The organism is Siminovitchia fordii DSM 16014 = CIP 108821 (assembly GCF_000374565.1).
GTDB lineage: Bacteria > Bacillota > Bacilli > Bacillales > Bacillaceae_C > Siminovitchia > Siminovitchia fordii.
Genome location: NZ_KB894707.1, coordinates 1 through 20,103 on the forward strand (window position 1 = coordinate 1; position 20,103 = coordinate 20,103).

The window sequence follows — 20,103 nt, forward strand, 5'->3', positions numbered from 1 at the left end:
GAACGCAGTGGAGCGATGTTGACTTATCGTAGGAGAAGTCCGCGAAGTCTGCTAGTCGCTGGAGCCCGGAGCTAGACAGTTAGAAAAGCGGAAGCACCCGGGTAGCGACATAAAGACTGAATAATCCTCCATTAAACCGGGAGATCTCAGAAGCCAAAGTTTCACACTTGGATTAAAGGTTTCACTCTTTAAATCTAAGTCTTCATACTTTGATTCGCCAAAGTATGCCGCTCCTCAAAACTGACACATCGTCGTTTTCCTTCCCATACACCAAAAAACAAGCGTCACATGTTTCCATATGATCACTTGCTTTTCATTTTTTTGTGACGCCGTTCTGCTCCTACGCCAGCCTGATGTTTGGTTGGATCAGCAGCTCCCTTGGAAAATCTGCCAGTACTTCACATCCATTTTCCGTGACCCGGAAAGATTCACTTATTTCAATACCGACATTTTCCAGCCATATTCCAGGTATCAGGTGGAACGTCATATTCGGTTTTAAAATGGTGTAATCTCTCGGCCGTAGACTCGCTGTGTGCTCTCCCCAGTCAGGCGGGTAGTTGAGGCCAATCGAATATCCAATCCTCGATTCTTTTTTGATTCCGCTTTTTTCTATAGATTTGCGCCAAGCCAGTTCAATTTCCTCGCATGTTACACCAGGCCTTGCCACATCCAGCGCAGCGTTCAGTCCCTCAATTACTGCAGCGGCAATGTGTTGCATCTGATCAGTCGGCTTCCCCACTACAACTGTTCGTGCCAATGGAGCGTGGTAACGTTTATAGCAGCCGGCCAATTCTATTATGACGGGATCCCCGTCATTGAAAACATCATCCGTCCACGTCAAATGACAGGCCGAGGTTTTTTCTCCTGTAGGCAATAGCGGAACAATCGAAGGATAATCTCCGCCAAAATCTTCTGTACCGCTGATCTGTGCATGGGAGATAGCTGCAACAACATCACATTGACGCACACCTTCATTAATTGAATCAACAGCTGCGCCCATTGCTTTTTCTGCAATTTTAGCTGCTCGCTTAATGTATTCAATTTCCTGGTCCGATTTAACGATACGGACCCAGTTCACGAGATTCGTTCCGTCTTTAAAAGTTGCATTCGGGAGTCCACTCGTCAATTGTACATAGTTTCTTGCAGTAAAATAATAAGCATCCATTTCTACGCCGATTGTTAGTTTATCCTGCTTTTTTTCTCTCAAAATATCACAGACGAAATCCATAGGATGCTTGACCGTTGATTGTACATAATCATCGTCATAAGGAATGATATGGGTATCATCAAGCCACGTAGTATGTTTTGCTGCGCTTGCATCCTGTCCCCTTCCAATCCAAAAAGGCTGTTCTTCATCAATAATTACAACGAGGAGTTGATGAACATAAAAGGACCATGCATTATAGCCAGTCAAGTAGCTCATGTTTGCCGGATCAGTCACAAGCAGAACATCTATCCCTTCCGCCACCATGCGTTGTTTTGTCTTTTCAAGCCTTTCTTTATACTCCAATTTATTAAACGATAACAAATCCATCCCTTCCTTCACTACTAATTATTTTAATACCCGTTTCGAAAACGCCTTAAAAATGAATTTAGTCTCTCAGTTTTTGGATTTTCCAGCACCTGTTCCGGCCGGCCCTGCTCCACAATCTTCCCTTTGTCGATGAATACAACCCGGTCGGAGATCTCACGGGCAAAGTCCATCTCATGCGTCACAAGGATCATCGTCATGTTCGTTGTATGGGCGATATCTTTGATGACGCCAAGCACTTCTCCAACAAGCTCGGGGTCAAGCGCCGATGTCACCTCGTCAAAGAGCATCACCTTGGGCTCCATGACAAGCGCCCGGGCAATCGCCACCCGTTGCTGCTGTCCGCCCGACAGCTGAATCGGATATTTGTGTACGTGGTCTTTGAGTCCGACTTTTTCCAGCATCGCCAGCGCCTTCTCTTTCGCCTCTTTCTTAGACATACCCAGCACATGGACCGGGGCCTCCGTCACGTTCTTTAATATAGTCATATGCGGAAACAGATTGTACTGTTGAAACACCATGCCAATCTTACCGCGCACTTTCCGCAGATGCTTTTCACCAGCAGGGACAAGCTCCCCCTTGACCTCCTGATGCCAAAGCGGCTCGCCGTCCACTTCGATCACACCGGATGTCGGTTCCTCCAGCGTCATGAGCATCCGGATGATCGTCGTCTTCCCCGAGCCGCTCGGCCCGATGATCGTGATCTTCTCCCCCTGTTTCACATCCAGGTCCAGCCCTTTTAGGACTTCGAAGTCGCCGAACGATTTCCGGATGTCCCTGTAGCGGACGACCGGCCGATCCGGCGCGGCTTCAGGTATCTCATTCATTTCTTCGCGGATTGCATCCTGCATCGCTGCCATCACGCGCTCACTCCTTTATTCGTTTGTTGTCTTCCTCTGCTTCTGTTGACCTTTTTCTCCACATGCTGAACAAGCAGTGATGCCGGATAGCTCAGCAGCAGGAACAGCAGCCCCACAATGGTGATCGGCTCCAGGTAACGCCATGTTTCCGAGCCGATGATTTTGGCCGTCTGTAGCATCTCTACAACGAGGATTGCAGATAGCAGCGGCGTCTCCTTGAACAGAACAATCAGATAGTTCCCGAGCATTGGAATGACAGGCGGGATTGCCTGCGGCAAAATGACCTTCATCCATGTGTGGGACTTGGAGAAATTCAGTGCGGTGCTAGCCTCCCACTGGCTTTTCGGAATCGAATCGATCCCAGAACGGTAGATTTCCGACACATAGGTGCTGTAATGGATGCCAAGTCCGAGGGCTCCCGTCATGAATGGACTAAGCGTAAAGCCAATATACGGAATCTGTGGAAATGCATAAAAAAGGAAGAATAGCTGTACAAGCGGCGGTGTACTCCGCACAAACTCGATGAAGCCGACCATCAGCCACTTGAGCGGTTTAAAGCTGGTCCTCCGAATTAATGTAAGCACAAGACCCAGTGTCAAAGCGATCAGATAGGCGGCCACTGTAGCACCGAGTGTGATCCACATCGCCTTGAAAATCCTCGGAAAAATCTCCATGGCAAAATTCCAGTCCCAAGTCATCTGACCGCTACCCCCTTCGCAGCCCTTTTCTCAAGCCAGCGCGCGCCGAAGATGAGCGGCAGCGCAAGGACAAAGTATAGGAGAAGCAGCATGGTGAAGATCTCCACCTGGTCTCCGGTATAGTTGTCTTTTAGAATCCGGGCCTGGAACGTCATATCGGCCAAAGTGACCAAGGAAACAAGCGACGTCCCCTTGAGCAGCTCGATCGAATTGTTTCCGAATCCCGGCAGCATCAGGCGGAACGCCTGAGGCAGAATGACAAGTCTCATGCGCTGCCAACGAGTCATGTTCAGCGCGATGCCTGCTTCCGTCTGTCCGCCGGGCACTGACAAGATCGCTCCCCGGACAATCTCCGAGGCGTATGCCCCGTAGTTTAGGCTCAAAGCCAGGACACCTGCGGCAAACGGAGACAGCTCCACTCCGAAAGCCGGAAGCGCAAAGAAGAAGAAAAACATCTGTACAAGCAAGGACGTTCCCCTGAACAGCTCCACCAAGGCGCCCATCAAAAAGCGCACAATCCAAAAACGCGAGACCCGGCCAAGCCCGGCGATAAATGCAAATAGAAAAGCGAAAACTGCAGACAGCAGGAGAACTTTGATCGTAATACCTGCCCCACGTAACAGCTCCGGCAAAAACATCATGTAAGTATCAATCGCTAACAACCTCCTTACATCCAGTTGTATTAATCAGTAAAGCAGAGTCCTTTCGAAAGACCCCGCCTATGTTGATTGTATTACTTTGCACAGCGATCTTCAGTCGTTACGTCATCCGGAAGGTTGTCCTCTCCAAATCCGAACTCCTCGAAAATTTCAAGGATCTTCCCTGAATCGATCAGCTTTTTCAGCTCAGCATTGTATGCTTCCCTCAATTCGTTATCCTCTTTTCTAAAGACAGCAGCCCCATAGCTCATGACACTTTCCCCGCCAATTTCAGGCTGCGTGAACGGCTTGACCTCTTCCACTTTGGATTGGTCCGCCGATGCAACCGCCTCGCGAAGCGTAGCTTCCGTCATGACTGTTGCATCCACACGGCCCGAGCTGACCGCAGCGATGTTGGAGGATATGCTGTCAGCTGTTTCAATCTGATTGTCTTTGACACCAAGTTCTTTCAGGAATTCATGCTGGTTTGCCCCAGCCATAATGGATACTTTCACATCAGGATTTTTCGCAATGTCTTCGTAGCTGTGCAATTTCTTCGGATTTCCTTTTTGAACGGCCATGCCTTCACCATAGCGAATCTCTACATCGCCAAACGCTGCTTCTGCACAGCGTTCCGGACGGATGTCCATGCCAGCGGTGACTACATCAAAGCGTTCCGCTTGCAATGCCGGGATCAAAGACCCGAATTCCGTCACTTCCCCTTCGACCACATCAATGCCCATTTCCTTGAAAACCGCTTTGGTGATTTCAGGAGCAACCCCAGTCACTTCACCGTCAGAAGTTTTATAACCATATGGCTTTTCATTCGCCACGCCAAGCTTCACCTTTCCCTCTTCTTTAAGGCGATCAAGTGTGGACGTTTGCGCTTTAGAATCTTTGCCGCTATCATTGCCGCCCGTACTTTCACTGCTGTTTCCACAGGCACCGAGCAAAATCAATAAACCAGCAATTAAAATCAATGACCATTTTTTCATTTCGTCAAAACCCCCATAAATTTTTGTAGCCTTCGATAACAGGCCGTCCCTAAAAAAATCCTCTCCTTTCAGGCGGCCAACATATGTAAGTGCTTACATTTGCATTTATTATAATTATTCAGTAAGTAAAAAACATTATTGAAACTGTATGAACTTTTTTAAACTGCTTTTATACAATTTGATTAACTCGTTCTCATTTTCCTGGGAAGCATAATTCAAGGATTGACCAATACTCAAGAAAACGTTGTACGGCTACTGAGCGTCCTGGCACTTACTTATATTGGACTTTCACCAAATAACAATTAAAGGCTCGTTGAGCCCGCGCTGCATGATAAAAAGCGAGGCATTATGAACCCCGCTTTCATCCTCAGTCAGCTCCCGCACCGCCGCCGGAATCGCCGCCATAGCTTCCTCCTCCGCTGCCACCATCAAAGGATGAACTGTTGTCTTTGCCCTGCGGCTTGTTCGTCTTATAAAAAGTGAGCGGGGGTTTGCTTAATTTCCAAGTTTCGAATAAATAGTTCATCGGATTTCCTTCAGAAAGAATAAAGGCGGATAAAGGGGCAGCCTTCATCCATTCTTCCGATTCCTTCGGTTGGATTGTAAACTTCTTTGCCCTTAAAATGAGAGCAAGTCCCATCCTCCGCTCCAGATTCGCATCATCTTCCATGGAAGGTATACCTTCTTGTTTAAGCTGCCTTCTGAACATCCGGATATCAGCTCGAATTCGGGCCGCCTCAGTTGACAGTAAAAATTCCGGCAATGCAGCAAACAGCAGGGAACCAGATAATACGAACAAAATGTAGGGAACACGTTGACCTGTGTCAATAATAAATATAGCGGCGAGCAGTGAAATAGCCAAAATCAAGAACATTTGGGAGCGCCCTTCTGCCGCCCACCCTTTTTTCAGTAGATAGCCTGATACCGCTGTATACAATAAAATCCCAAAGCCCGGAGCCGAATTCACGAAGTAGGCGAGAACAATTCCAGCCATGATCGAAATCATCAAAAACCTGCCTGCGATGCGACAAAACGTTCCGCGGACGAGTCCCGAGCCTTTTATGTTCAGAATGACGCGGTGAAACCAGCGCCTTTCCATCTGCATAAATCGGAATCGCCTCAAGTAATAACCGTACATTTCTTTTCTTTCTTTTTTCTCTGTTTGTGTTGCCCCGTATATATTATTCATGGAAAAAATGCGGATGCCGCCTTTTACTTTTCGTGTAAACAGCCAATCCAGAAGTATATTCTCACTTTCTGACATTTGCTTTAAACCTTGACGGAATGCAAAGCTGAGCGTGCGAGCCGGTGCTTCCCCGTCCTGAGCAAACCGAATTAGAGTTTTCGTATCACTGATGGTGACAAGACCTTTGTCGACGAGAGAAAGAATACCGGCCAAAAAAGCAAAATCATCCTTTTTTCCCGCCCGGTCAATCACATACAGCTCAAGAGGGTCGTACATGAGCAGATCGCCGTGATTACCGCTTCCCCGGCCAATACGCTGTGGTAGAAACACTAGTCCAAGTGCCATCAGAGCAAAAAGAACTGTGATGGCATATAGTAAGCGAACGACTTTCGAGTGCGCCTCCATTTTTTCTGTTTCAGCGTGAACGAGCTTGTTCTCCTCTTTGAGGATATTTTCAAGGCTGACGGGAGCCGTTTGTTTGCTTTGTTTTTTCATAATGGCCGACGGAAACAACAGCCTTACTTCCGTCAGTTCGCGCTTTTGAGATACGGGCGTATAAAATCTTACCACCTCCTCCGTTTTTTCCAATAACTCACCGTCCGGCTCGTGGATGAAAGCATGGTAATCGTCGGTACCAACTGGTTCAGGAAAAACAAAATCGATGGTTACGTTCTGTAAATCAGCACCATGGTTTTTGCCGGTCCCAAAAAATGGAATGGTCAAATCGCTGTATGCATCGTATGAACGGACTGCATTTTTCAATTCATATATAAAGAGGGCCGTTTTGGTTTCATTGATGGCATGAAGCTCCGCAAAAAGGTCATTGCCGTCCTGCTGCACTTCTAGTGGACGCAACTCACCCCTATCGATAAATCCCGGTACCCTATCTTGGTTCAGCAGCTCATAGGCCTCAAAATTTTTGACGCCATCATGACCATCCAGATGAACAGATCTCCTCACCCTGTTATATTCGCCGTCAAATGTATAGGAAAAAAACTCATTGATAATTAGATCTCCATTTGGCTGGATCCATGCCTTAATATGCACTTTGTCTATAGAAAAAGTGCGGGCGTCGACTGGGGAGGCAGCCAATAAAAAACAAAGTAATATAAACATGGTAATCAAATAAATTCTTTTCAAAACCGCCCCTCCCCTATTCTTTTTCTATCATATGGCTAGCAGAAACTCTCTATATAGTTGTTGTTTCCATAAGGATAATTCCGATATTTCTATCTAATTTAAAGCTATATTATGTTATAAAGCCCAGAAGTGACTTTGGCCCGATACATAAAAAGAGCGCAGTCCATCCAGGAAGAGCACCCGAAAGTTGAGCAAGGTTTTACCAATATGTTCCATTAACTTTCCTGGTACCGTGTCAAAAGGTAAAGTTTCTGAATGCTATATGGCTTGTAATTTATGTATTCTTCCCGTTTAATCATATTTTCCAAGGTATTGACTTACAATTCGTCTTCAAGGTGATCCCACAGTAAGTCTCAGCTTCCAAATATTCATCTTCTATATTAGCAAATAAATCATTGAATATCCCATTTAAACTAATATGTTGTCAGTGAATTTAACCTTTCCTTTAAAGCGTTTTGTGAACTTATTCGTTATCTCTTTTAGTTACCATATGGTATAAATGAACTTTATGGAGCCACCCGTAAACGCAAATCTGCTTACAGTATCTGCGCCACCACTTACATTAGATAGAAAATAGATTTTAGGATTATTTTTTAGTCCATGACTTATGGGTATATTCAATGGCGTGCCAATAAGGCTGTCGAGAATTTTTCGACAGCCTGCGAACCAGACACCTAGTTCGTTTTTCGCAATTCTATATGATTTGTTGATCAGAACGATTCCGGTCTCCACTGCTTAGCCAAATTTTTATGCTGAAATCCAATAAAAATACATCATCCGGGTTCGTCAATGATAGATTGGTCAACGATTCAATCTTCCTAAGCCTGTATAATAACGATTGCCGATGCAGGTTAAGTACACGGGCCGCCTGGCTCACATTTCCGGCATTCTCATTATAGGCAATGAAGGTGTTAATCAAATCCATTTCCCTCTTCTCGTCATATTCGATCAAAGGTGAAATGGTCGACATCGTGATTTCCTGGACTTCTTCATTTTGGGACAAATTTAAGATCAGCCTGCTGATTTTTGTATTATCAAAATGGTAGCGTTTTCCAATCCCTTTTTGCTTTCTGCCCACTTCCAAAGCGGAAGCGGCTTTATTGTAGCTTCTATAAAAAGACAAGATCCCCTCTTGATGTTTGCCTATCCCCCACGAAACGACTACACCTGGAAGAAGCTTGTTCAACCTCCGGTCGACCAAATCAAGAAACTGATTGATTGTCCCATTGGAAGTGGATTGTGCAGCAATCTCACTCGTTTGTAAAAAGACGATCATCTTGCCATCTTCCTGAGCATACATCGCTTGTCGGTTTATGCTCAGGGCAGCATCGTACAATTCCATTTCAATATACGCCATCATATTTTCCAGCCAGGATTTCTTTGTCTGATTATTATTATTTGCCTCCTGGTAAAAGAGCGATTCCAAATTTTCAGGATAGCCGATCAGACACTCATATGGCAAATCTATTTCGAGCCCCAGTTCCTGGGCCTTCTCTTTTATAGTCTGTTCAGGAATTTCCTCTTCTTTCGTTAGACGTAGGACAAATTCTTTTTGCAGCATATTTTTATTTTCGGCTATGGCATTTTCACTTGTCAGCCACAATGCACAAACCATGACTGCCTGCTCAATGAGATTGGCTTCCCGCAATTTCATCTTATAGGAGGGCGGTGCAACAACGAAAAAATCACCTTGATTTTGTTCACTAGACTGGATTTTCATATGAAACAGCTTTGCATCTTTCGATTCCCCCCGCCTCATTTTGGAAAAAATCGGATGATGGGACTCTTCCTCATCCTCGCTTTTTTTCATATCGTTCCACATCCGCCAGACATCCCTTATATGAGCGGAGCCTCCTGCCACATTCCCTCTATTATTCATGACGAGCACCGGCAGACCTAGCTCCTTTTCAATGACGCTAACGATAGATGTAAAAGGCTTTTTTGTTAAAAACATCTCTATTAACTCTTGCTGCACTTCTTTCAGCCTGATCAGTTCATCCTGCTGCAGCCGATTAATTGCGCTCGTTATCTCATGGATAATGTCGGCAAACCGAATTTCCCATGGCAAATCCAAAATGACAAATTGATTCTCTTCCGCAAAATCGACGATCTCTTCCGGAATCCGGTAAATATAATGCCCCGTGGCGATTGCAAGCGCAGAAGCACCAGATTCATAGACATCTTTGACAAATTCAAAAAACAAATGTGGATCCGTGTAACAGCCGATGCCTGTACTTAGAACCAACTCATTTTCTCGGACAAAGTTTTCAACTGGACTTTCGATGACTGATACCCACTCAACCGATTTCTTCCTGAGTTCATTTTTTCCTGTGACAATTTTGGCAGTTTCGAAAATAGGAAACTTAAGAACATCCATCAAAGACAAGTTCAAACCGTCCACCCCTGTCTATCGTTATTTCTGCAGTTTATATTCGTATTCCTGTATGACCTTTGAAATGACAGAGAGATCAACATTATTCCCCGTGATGATTGTGCCCACTTTGGCAAACTCCGATTTCAGCTTCTTCTGTAAAATAGCCGCAACCCCAGTAGCCGCTGCCCCTTCGACAATCATCCGGTGCTCGTCTGCCACGAACCCCATGGCTTCGGCAATTTCCTCCTCTGAGACAAGGATCAGGTCATCGGCATATTGTTTAACGCTTTCAAATGTGTACTGATTGTCCAATCCGATGCCTCCAAGTAGACTGTCAGCAAGCGTCGGCTGCTCCTCTAGCACAACCGGCTTTCCTGCTTTGATGCTCTCATACATGACAGGTGACCGTTCCATCGAGACACCAAACACTTGAATGTCAGGATTGTATGATTTCAACGCCAGCGCAACGCCCGCAAACAATCCCCCGCCAGATAACGGGATGACAACCGCTTCAAGATCTGGCACTTCTTCCGTCATTTCTAGGCCAATTGTCCCCTGACCGGTAACAATATCCGGATCATCGAAAGGCTTGATCACCGTTAAACCATGCTTTTGTTCCAGTTCATAACAAAATTCTCCTGCATCATCCTGGCTGTCTCCGACAACTTCAATATGAGCGCCTGCCCTGCTAATGGCATCCACCTTTGCCTTTGGGACCCTGCGCGAAATACATACGGTTGCATTTATACCAAGCTTTTTAGCTACATAAGCAACAGCAAGTCCATGGTTTCCCGTGGAAAACGTGGCCACTCCCCTCTTTTTTTCTTCAGTAGACAATTTTAAAATTTTATTTGCAGCCCCTCTCACTTTAAAGGCTCCGATTTCATGATAATTTTCCAGTTTAAGATAAGCTTGTGAAGAAGAACGTTCTGACAACGGAATAGAGTGGAAAAATGGAGTAGGTTTTACGATTTGATATACTCTTTTTCTTGCTTCAAAAACTTTTTGGAAAGTCAAACCATCAACTTTTGAAAAACGCTGCACTTTATTCAAAGCACTTCCCCCTTGAACGCTTAAATTGAAAGCGCTATTTTAATAGTATCATATTTTCCCCTTAATTTTTTTCTGAAAATAAGAAAGGCTCGAGCGCCTGTTCATCGACGTGCAGACTGAGATGAAATGTGGAAGACGGCCGTTTAGTGGCGACAGAGCGTTGGACCTGGACAAGAAATGAATCTTACAAATTAAAATTTTCCATTTTTTTCAAAAAAGATGTTTATCCTTTACTTCAAAAAAAATAAACAAATAAATGTCTCCCCAAACCGTGTTTTAAACACAATTTTGGATTTAAATTGTTGCTATTTTGTGGCTTAAAAAAATCAAGTAATCAAATATTCCCAATCATTATATTTATTGAAAGACGACCATACAATTATCATATTGTACGAACTTTATTGAACTAGGTTATACAAGTTGTATGAGAATTAGCCGGCCAGGTGAAGGAAAAAGTTTAAAAACTACTTCATGCAAAACAGGTACAGGAAACGTCCCATACCTGTCTATTTTTCAAAATTATTTTAATAAGACTTTCTTTAACGAATAGTTTTAGTTGAACATCGGATAGTATCTCTATTCCTAATAGAACCAAAATAGTAACCAAAAAACACTCACCCCAAAACCGGGATGAGTGGCCTTTCATAACGAAACCCTTACATGATACTTTTAAGAGCTGAATTCTTTGCAAGTCCTTGATTGGAAATTTCTTCGTGTGAATAATCTTTTCTTGCGATGGAAATATCCAAATACCCGTAGATGATATTAATGACAGGGACAAGAAAAGCGAAAAAGATGAACGGGATAAATGCCATTGCACTCACACCCAAAACCTGTGTGGCAAAAATGGAAGGTACACTCCATGGGATGAGTGTAATGCCAACAGTTCCTGCCGCTTCCACGCATCTGGACAGATTTTTCGTATCCAGGCCGCGTTCTTTAAACTTGTCCCGGAAGGTCCTTGCCGGAAGAATGATGGACAAATACTGTTCTCCGCTTGCCAAGCCGACTAAAAATGTTGATGAAATGGTGGACAGGATCAGCGAACCCGTGCTCTTGATCTTATGAGCCACCGCATCGATAATTCGCTTAAAGGCTCCGGTGCCATCCAATATGCCACCCAATCCTGTTGCCAGAACAACAAGACCGATGGTCGGAAGCATAGAGGTGATGCCGCCACGGTTCAGAAGAGAATCAATCGTTTTAATTCCTGAATCCACTTTATACCCGTCTGTCATCACATTTACAATTTGGCTTATATTGCTTCCCTGTACAAGTAAGGCGATCAGTGCCCCCAGCGCACTGATGAATATAAGTGAAGGGACAGCTGGCATCCGTTTGAAAACGATATAAAATGTAAGCAAAGGCAAAATCAGAAGCAGCGGGTTAATCAGAAATAACTTTTCCAACCCAAGCATGATCTCCTGGACTTGTCCATCCGTTGCTGCGCCTGCTGAATAATTAAGACCGACAACCCAATACAGTACTAGGGAAATCGCAAATGCCGGAATCGTATCCCATAGCATATGACGGATATGACTGAACAAGTCCGTATCGGCCATGACAGGTGCAATATTCGTTGTATCTGATAATGGTGAAAGCTTATCCCCCAAAAACGCGCCGGAAATGACCGCGCCGGCCACGATAGCCGAAGGAAAGCCCAAACCTTCGCCAATCGCCATCAATGCAAGTCCAACTGTTGCAATAGAAGTGAATGAACTTCCAAGCGTCATGGAAACAATCCCTGTAATAAGGGCCACCGCCGGAAGAAAAATTTTCGGGCTGAGAATTCCAAGTCCATAGTAGATAATGCTTGGAATTACACCGCTTAAAATCCATGTACCGATGATGACACCGATAAGAAACAGTATGAAAATAGCAGGCAAGGCCCTGGCTACCCCCTGGGCAATAAACTTTTCGAGATCTGTCCATTTGAACCCTGCCATCATTCCAACAATGCCAGTGGCAATGATGCCGCCCAGTAATGGAATAAACATGCCTGCATCCCATTTGAAGATGGACAGCGCCGCCAAAATGGTAAGGATCACAATAGGAGCTAAGGCAAAGTATATGTTTAATTGCTTTTGAGAACTCATGAAGAACGAAGACCTCCGTTTTTTATTACAACGAATGAACTGATCTATATATTATACACTTCATTCGTGTCTTCCAGTTCAATTGGCATTTTTCCAAAATCTTCTTTATTTTTCAATGATCATGACGGATGAAACGGCGTTACCTACTTTTTTGTCATTCTGAACCAATTCCGCTGTCAGATAGGCCACTTTTCTGCCTAGCCTTTCAACTGATGCATACACCTCTACCGTTCCCGGAAAAACCGGCCGGTGAAAGGTTGTATGCAAATCAATGGAGGCAAATGTCTGGCTTTCCTCCAGTTGTGACGAAACGGCATATGCCATCATGATATCAGCCGCTGAAGCAAGGTATCCACCCATAGTCACGCCAAGCCCATTTAGGAACTTTTCATCCACTTCCCAAATTCCTTTCGATTTTCCATTCTTAGCGAATACTGGCTTAATTTGTAGGGTAAGATCGCAATTTGGGGGGGTGGCCCCGTTATTGGCCACTTCCATAAGATCAATTGTTTCATATTTGTTCATCTGACCAGCTCCTCCCTCTTCCTGTTAAAAAAAGCATCAAATTAGACTAGTTCTCTGTTAGAAAAAGATGTGCTCTGTCTAGCTCCAACGCCTATCGACTAACAGACTTCGCACCTTCTCCTACGATAAGTCAACATCGCTTCACTTCGTTCCACGTGTTTCCTTTATCTCGTCGAAGGAACTCCAGTCTGTACGTCGATGATCAGGCGTTTCCGCTTTTCCTATTGTCTAGCTCCAACGCCTATCGACTAACAGACTTCGCACCTTCTCCTACGATAAGTCAACATCGGCTCCGACGTACAGGAAGTACTAGTGCAAGCGATGCGACAGGACGTCGCGCTTTGAGGCGGCCTTCGTCGCCGTGTTCCTTTATCTCGTCGAAGCCACTCCAGTCTAATTGCAGACGGCAGGGGCTCGAGGTCGCTTCGGTCAATCCAAAGAAGTCAAAGAACGACTTCACTGGATTGACCTCCGATGGACAGGACGTCCTAGTGCCACCGACTCCACATGATATGGGGCTTGGAGGTGGCCAGCGCTTGTCGCCCCTAAACGGCCGTCTTCCACATTTTAGCTCAGTCTGTACGTCTATGAACAGGCGCTTACGTTTTCCATTTATGTTTACGCCTTCATAAACTATTCTTTTATATTCCATTTCGGCCTGCGGCCTCTAGAAAAGAAACTATTCCGGTTCCGCTGATCTTCAATTGTCTTCTGACATTTTCTGTTTGCCGCTTCCACCGTAGTAACGCAATCAAGTTCTGCCTGTTGAAAAATTTCCAGAAGAGAATGGTAAATTCCTTTTGTCTTGAGCAATACCCGCTCCTTATTCGGACCGTATAATTCGTCGGCAACCTGGATCAATCCTCCTGCATTGACGATGTAATCAGGTGCATACAGAATCCCTTTTTCATTCAGTACGTCAGCATGGGAGAGATTTTTGAGCTGATTATTAGCTGATCCGACGACGGCCTTCACTTTCAATCTTGGGATCGTTTCATCATTGATCACGCCCCCCATCGCACAAGGAACAAATACATCCGCTTCCACACTATAGATTTCATCACTTTTTACAATCGTTACTGAACCGCCGATCTCTTTTGATTTTTCCTTGATTGAATTCAGGACATCTTCATGTATATCGGTCACAAATAAATTGGCACCTGCTTCCAGGAGATGTTCCGCAACCTTATATCCCACCTTGCCCAGTCCTTGGATGGCATATGTTTTTCCTGAAAGGCTGTCGCTGCCAAACAAATACTGATTTGTCGCTTTAAGCGCATAGATGACCCCTTTGGACGTAGGAATGGAGGAGTCTCCGCTTCCTCCGTACTGCTCTGGAATACCGTTGATAAATTTTGTCTCTTTCTGTGCATGGACAAAATCATCCATTGTTGTCCCCATATCAGTACCTGTATAGAACCTTCCGTTGAGAGAGTCCACGAATTGTCCAAATGCACGGAATAATGCCGGGGATTTATCCTTCTCCGGATCACCGATAATGACAGCTTTCCCGCCGCCGAAATCGATATCGGCCGCAGCACACTTATATGTCATTCCTTCTGACAGGCGAAGCACATCTTCAAGTGCTTCATCCACATTTTTATATGGATACATCCGAGTCCCGCCTAGTGCAGGACCAAGTGTTGTATCGTGAATAGCGATGATTGCCTGCAGGCCAGACGCCGGATCATTGCAGAAGACGACTTGTTCGTGATTCGCTATTTTTTGAAAAATATCCTCATTGCCGACTGATGACTTTTCAAGCTGTTTTGCCATTTGTATTCCTCCATTCATTTTCTAGACAAGCTCCAGCATTAATTTTTTTGGATTTTCAATCAGGGATTTAAAGCGGTTGGTAAAAGCGATCGCTGTACCGCCATCGGCGACACGGTGATCAAATGTCATCGTTACATTCATCATGGATCGAATGACAATCTCGTCGTGTTCATTGACAACAGGCATCTTTTTCGTTTTATGAAAGGCCATTAAACCTGTCTCAGGAAAATTGATGATCGGTGTCGCTCCAATACTCCCCATCGGACCGACGTTACTGATTGTAAAAGTGCTGCCTGTGATTTCACGTACTGACAGTTTATTTTCTTTCGCCTTCTCGTTCAATTCCTTCATTTCCTGATGGATGGTACGGAGTGATTTTTTATCTGCATCCCGGATGACAGGAACGATCAGGCCTTCATCCGCATCCGCAGCGATTCCCATGTGGACGGATTTTTCAAGGCGTATCACTTCATTCTCTTCATCCAATTTGGCATTGAAAACAGGGTACTCTTTTAACGCAATGGCAAGAGCCTTAATAAAAAACGCCGCAACAGAAATATTTTCATCCATCGCTTTTAACTCTTTGCGGAAATTGAGAAGCTCAGTCATGTCGACTTCTTCATAATGGCAAACATGCGGTATTGTAAAAAGCGACTGGCTCATTTTCATTGCTATTTGCTTCCGCCGGCCTTTGAATGGAATCGTGTCAAATTGCTCGCCAGCCTGTGATGAAGTCTCCTTTTCAATGGATGGAGTTTCCACAGGTATTGCCTCCGTTTTCGTCTGGCCGTTATTTCTTTTTTCCACGTAGCGAAGGACATCTTCAACCGTAATCCTGCCCGCACGGCCCGTTCCTTCAACAAGTGTAATATCAACACCATTTTCCCTTGCTACTTTCCTTGTATAAGGAGCTGCCTTCACCCTGTTGGAAAGCGGATCGCCCTTTGGCCTTTCCATGATCATCGATTTTTGTTGAGGTGCAGCCGATACTATTGTTGCCGCTGCTTCCTCTTCCGCGGGAGTAGAATCTGCACTTTGCTCAGAGGCGATAGTCAATATGGTTGTACCGACAGTAATCGTTTTCCCTGTATCAATCAGAATTTCTTTGACGGTACCGTTTGCTGGCGACGTCAATTCCGCCACCATCTTTTCCGTCTGTACCTCGACAAGCGGTTGGTCAACGCTGACATTGTCGCCTTCTTTTACAAGGTACGATAAAATATCCCCTTCCGTCATCCCTTCGCCAATATCATGCAATTTTACCTCGATCATACAAATCCCTCCTTAAAAATGGATGACTTTATCAATTGCTTCCTTTACACGTACAGGAGTAGGCAGGTAATGCTCTTCCAAAGCCCAGAACGGCACATGGACGTCTGCCCCTGTGACCCGTTCAATTGGAGATTTCATATATAAGAAAGATGTATCATTGATGATCGAAACGATATCATTCCCGAGTCCGCCCGTACCATGTGCTTCATGTACAATAACACAGCGCCCCGTCTTTTGGACCGATTCCGCAATGATGTCTTTGTCAATCGGATATAATGTCCGCAAGTCGATCACATCACAGGTGATGCCTGTTTCCTCTGCCTGCTCGGCAGCTTTCATAGCGATCGGTATCATCGCTCCCCAGGCAATGATGGTAACATCTTCCCCTTCCTTTAATCGGGCCCCTTTTCCGATTTCTACCGTATATTTTCCTTCCGGAACCTCTCCTCTTACCGAGCGGTACAGCCGAAGGGACTCCAAAAATAGGACCGGATCCGGATCTTCAATGGCAGAAATGAGCAAACCTTTTGCATCATATGGATTGGATGGGCAAACCACCTTGATTCCGGGCATATGGGTGAACAATGCTTCCACACTATCCGAGTGGATTTCCGGGGCGCGCACTCCAGCGCCATATGGTGCGCGAATCACCATCGGCACTGTGAATTCTCCCATTGAACGATAGCGCATGCGTGTCGCATGGGTCATGATCTGCTCATAGGCCGGATAAACGAATCCCAGGAATTGAATTTCCGCGACCGGCTTCATCCCGTACATCGCCATCCCGATGGATGTTCCGATGATTCCCGCTTCACTCAACGGAGTATCAATGATTCGCTCTTCTCCGAATTCTTCCTGCAGTCCATCCGTTGCTCTGAAAACACCGCCGTTTTTTCCAACATCTTCCCCTAAGACAAGTACATCCTCATTTTCCTTCAGCATCGTTCGCAATCCATCTGTAACTGCCTGAATCAGCGTCATTTGTTTCACATTGGTAGCAAGCATTCTATTTCTCACCTCTCAAATGTTCCATATATTGTTTTTTATGCTCCGCAATCGGCCATGGAGCTTCTTCAAACATGTGGTCATATAGATCATTAACATTTGGCGGAGGCATCAATTCCATTTCTTTCACCGCTGCCTCAATTTCTTCTGCTGCCTCTTCTTCAACCTGACGTGCCCAGGATTCCTCCCAATAGCCATTCTTCTTCATGAAGTGCTCAAGCCGGGAGACCGGATCATACTTTCTCCGCTCATCACTTTCCTGTTGATCACGGTATTTTTTTGGATCGTCAGCTGTTGTATGAGCACCATATCTCCATGTAACAGCTTCAATCAAAGTCGGGCCTTCGCCGCGTCGAGCACGATCCAGTGCTTTTTTTGTCTCGAAATAAACAACGAAGATGTCATTCCCGTCAATGCGGACACCCGGTATATCGTAAGCAACCGATTTTTGGGCAATCGTTTTTGAATTCATCTGCTTTTCAATCGGAACTGAAATCGCATACCCATTATTCTGATTTAAAAATACGACTGGCGCTTTGAATACGCTTGCAAAATTCAACCCTTCATGGAAATCGCCTTCGGACGTTGCCCCATCACCGAAATAGGCAATCGAAGCTGTGGTGTCCCCTTTAAACTTTGCTGCCATGGCTGCACCTGCTGCAAGCGGAAGCTGTGTGGCAATCGGAACTGATGGCGGGAGGATCTTTTTGCCATTAGGCGCTACATTTCCCTCAATTCGTCCATTCCAGTTCGATAAAATATAATATGAACCTGCAAATGTAATCATAGCCGCATGATCCCTGTAGGTCGGGAACATCCAATCTTCATCACCCAATGCTAAAGCGCTTCCAACTTGAGCCGCTTCCTGCCCTTCAAACGGAGGATAAGTTCCAAGGCGCCCTTGGCGCTGGAGGTTTACGGCTTTCCGATCAAATAACCGCATCGTTTTAATCTGGCGGTAAAACAGTTGAGCCATTTCCTTCGTGATTTCGTTTTTATACGTGCTATTCACAAGGTTTCCCTCATGATCCACTATCTGAAGCATGGGAAACTGCAACTCGGCATCAAATTTCCTTGTCTCTGTCATTCTCATTTTCTACCGCTCCTTTATCCTTTTTTAGAGCATTTTTTATAAAATCCCTTATTATTTTTCAGCTTAATATAAATGAAAATTCCGCGCAAACACACGCTTCAACGCGTTTTTTCTTTATAGCATCAACCTTTTAATCTGTTAAAGCATTACTATCCCCTGGCTCGAAGGTTTCATATATACATAGGAATTAGTCCACATACAATTTGCACAGATTGTGAGCTGGATGGAAAGAAGAATATGAGCCAAACTATTTTGAGATGGATCAAGGTAGATAGGAGACAAGCAAATGGTATTGTCAAACACAAAGGTTGATGATCCATGACAAAGGGGTTACTCGTACAGTTATTACGCAAATTCGTGCCATAAGATGCATTTCTTGCAACCCTCATTCATATTCCGATTGTGCTAGATTATGAGTCGAATAAAGCCGGACATGAACCAAATAAGGAGGCCTGATTACCCCCGCCGGGTCTGATATAAACCTTCGTCTGTTGTCTCAACACAAAAAACAAAAAAAAAACCAACCTCAGGTCGGTTCTTAATAGCTATACACCTATGATTCTCTTGGATCTTATCTTCGGTATCCTTTTATTTGCCTAAAACCTTTCCGTAGAAAAATCGGAAATATCCAATTCAGTTTTTCCATTCAAAACCAATTGGCTCAATATTTCTCCGACGGCACTGGCAAATTTGAATCCATGTCCGGAAAATCCGCAGGCGAAGAAAATATTGTTCAAATCCGGATGCCTGTCAATGATAAAATCGCTGTCGGGTGTATTTGTATAGACACAAGTTTTACCATATTTCAGGCGTATTTCTTTAGACATAAAGCGCTCCGCAAACTCTTTTACATCTTGTTCATCTTCAGGAAACGCTCCAAAATCGGCCAATTTTTCACCCGGTTGTACAGGCTGCCCTTTATCGTGCCGTCCGATTTTCACTCCGGCACCATTGATGCTGGGAAAGCCGTAATACAATTCATCCGAATTTGGGTAATTAACCGCAAAAGCAGGGAAGTTGCCTGCACGATAGACAGCCTCATCAGAAGCAAACCAGGAAAATGTTTTTCTTACCGGTTGAAGAGGTAACTCCAATCCCAAAGTGGAAAGGATAGGACCTGTCCCTTTTCCCGCTGTGATAATCAAATTTTCACATTCAAACTTTCCGTTGTCCGTTGTCACGGTAACAACAGATTCTGTACAATCAATTGATTGTACAGTCGTATTTGTCTCAAGAACAGCCCCGCTTTTCTCGGCAAGTTCCCGGTAAGCACTAACACAATCCTCGACCATAAGTACACCGGAATTTCTTTCAAAACAACCGACATAATCATCCGAAAAGCGAAATCCGGGCCACTTTGCTTTCATCTCTTCCGCCGTCAAAACCTCAACAGGCAGCGAATAAGTCTCCGCACTCTTTACAACATTTTTGATAAACAGCGAATCAGGATTGCCTGCATTTAAAACACCTGTTTGAAGAAACAGATGTTTATTTGATTTTTCCTCAAGCTCCACCCACAACTCTTGCGCTCTAAGTGCCATGGGGACATAATTTTCCCCCTCACCGTAGGCATGGCGAATAATTCTTGTTTCGCCATGATGGGCACCTTCCGTATGCGGCGGATCAAATGCATCGATCAGCAGGACTTTCTTACCTTGGCTGGCCAGAAAATACCCGGCAGCCATTCCCATCGACCCTGCACCTATAATGATCGTTTCAAAGTTCAATTTATTCAGCCCCTCTCTCTACCTATTATAAAATATTTTTGGCTTTTTAAATGATCAAGATTGAGTTTCCTTTCAGTTGAGTGGATAGATAAAAATGAATAATCGCGTAAAAAGGTTGAGCTGATTAACCAAAA

At 44.8% G+C, this 20,103-nt stretch carries 15 protein-coding genes; all 15 read right to left on the minus strand.

Translation table 11 applies throughout. The features are described from left to right. Positions 1-340: 340 nt before the first annotated feature. The 15 genes from C509_RS0119650 to solA all read right to left on the minus strand — a co-directional run bounded on the left by C509_RS0119650 (position 341) and on the right by solA (position 19,969). A complete protein-coding gene (locus tag C509_RS0119650; RefSeq protein ID WP_033370400.1) occupies positions 341-1,534 on the minus strand; it encodes a M24 family metallopeptidase in 1,194 nt (397 codons plus the stop codon). Between the two features lie 23 nt (positions 1,535-1,557). Continuing rightward, the gene (gene ehuA / locus C509_RS0119655) at positions 1,558-2,391 is read right to left on the minus strand and encodes an ectoine/hydroxyectoine ABC transporter ATP-binding protein EhuA (RefSeq protein ID WP_018708645.1); all 834 of its coding nucleotides are present in this window, start codon (positions 2,389-2,391) and stop codon (positions 1,558-1,560) included. Beyond that, a complete protein-coding gene (ehuD, locus tag C509_RS0119660; RefSeq protein WP_018708646.1) occupies positions 2,391-3,089 on the minus strand; it encodes an ectoine/hydroxyectoine ABC transporter permease subunit EhuD in 699 nt (232 codons plus the stop codon). Before ehuD ends, ehuA begins: the two co-directional genes overlap by 1 nt. Beyond that, the gene (gene ehuC, locus C509_RS0119665) at positions 3,086-3,730 is read right to left on the minus strand and encodes an ectoine/hydroxyectoine ABC transporter permease subunit EhuC (RefSeq protein WP_018708647.1); all 645 of its coding nucleotides are present in this window, start codon (positions 3,728-3,730) and stop codon (positions 3,086-3,088) included. The genes ehuD and ehuC overlap by 4 nt, the downstream gene beginning before the upstream one ends. A 92-nt stretch (positions 3,731-3,822) precedes the next feature. Next, positions 3,823-4,722: an ectoine/hydroxyectoine ABC transporter substrate-binding protein EhuB gene (ehuB, locus tag C509_RS0119670; protein ID WP_018708648.1), complete on the minus strand. Its 900-nt coding sequence runs from the start codon at positions 4,720-4,722 to the stop codon at positions 3,823-3,825. 367 nt (positions 4,723-5,089) lie between these two features. Continuing rightward, positions 5,090-7,048, minus strand: a complete 1,959-nt coding sequence (locus C509_RS0119675) for a DUF2207 domain-containing protein (protein ID WP_018708649.1) — start codon at positions 7,046-7,048, stop codon at positions 5,090-5,092. Between the two features lie 694 nt (positions 7,049-7,742). Next, positions 7,743-9,440 carry a PucR family transcriptional regulator gene (locus C509_RS0119680; RefSeq protein ID WP_018708650.1) on the minus strand — a complete coding sequence of 566 codons (1,698 nt, stop codon included), beginning with the start codon at positions 9,438-9,440 and terminating at the stop codon, positions 7,743-7,745. A 21-nt stretch (positions 9,441-9,461) separates the two neighbouring features. Then, positions 9,462-10,475 carry a hydroxyectoine utilization dehydratase EutB gene (eutB, locus tag C509_RS0119685; protein WP_018708651.1) on the minus strand — a complete coding sequence of 338 codons (1,014 nt, stop codon included), beginning with the start codon at positions 10,473-10,475 and terminating at the stop codon, positions 9,462-9,464. Between the two features lie 656 nt (positions 10,476-11,131). Further along, positions 11,132-12,571, minus strand: coding sequence for a Na+/H+ antiporter NhaC (nhaC, locus tag C509_RS0119695; RefSeq protein ID WP_018708653.1), 1,440 nt, complete (start codon positions 12,569-12,571; stop codon positions 11,132-11,134). A 105-nt stretch (positions 12,572-12,676) separates the two neighbouring features. Continuing rightward, positions 12,677-13,096 (minus strand): PaaI family thioesterase, encoded by a 420-nt coding sequence (locus C509_RS0119700; RefSeq protein ID WP_018708654.1) that lies wholly within the window; start codon positions 13,094-13,096, stop codon positions 12,677-12,679. 633 nt (positions 13,097-13,729) lie between these two features. Further along, the gene (locus C509_RS0119710) at positions 13,730-14,872 is read right to left on the minus strand and encodes a Leu/Phe/Val dehydrogenase (protein WP_018708656.1); all 1,143 of its coding nucleotides are present in this window, start codon (positions 14,870-14,872) and stop codon (positions 13,730-13,732) included. Between the two features lie 21 nt (positions 14,873-14,893). Further along, entirely contained in the window at positions 14,894-16,144 is a 1,251-nt protein-coding gene (locus tag C509_RS0119715; RefSeq protein WP_018708657.1) for a dihydrolipoamide acetyltransferase family protein, read from the minus strand. Between the two features lie 12 nt (positions 16,145-16,156). After that, on the minus strand, positions 16,157-17,149 hold the full coding sequence (locus C509_RS0119720; protein ID WP_018708658.1) for an alpha-ketoacid dehydrogenase subunit beta: 993 nt from the start codon (positions 17,147-17,149) through the stop codon (positions 16,157-16,159). A gap of 1 nt (position 17,150) precedes the next feature. After that, positions 17,151-18,242 (minus strand): pyruvate dehydrogenase (acetyl-transferring) E1 component subunit alpha, encoded by a 1,092-nt coding sequence (gene pdhA, locus C509_RS0119725; RefSeq protein WP_018708659.1) that lies wholly within the window; start codon positions 18,240-18,242, stop codon positions 17,151-17,153. A gap of 596 nt (positions 18,243-18,838) precedes the next feature. Next, complete coding sequence (gene solA / locus C509_RS0119730; protein WP_018708660.1) at positions 18,839-19,969, minus strand: N-methyl-L-tryptophan oxidase; 1,131 nt, start codon at positions 19,967-19,969, stop codon at positions 18,839-18,841. Between the last annotated feature and the right edge of the window lie 134 nt (positions 19,970-20,103).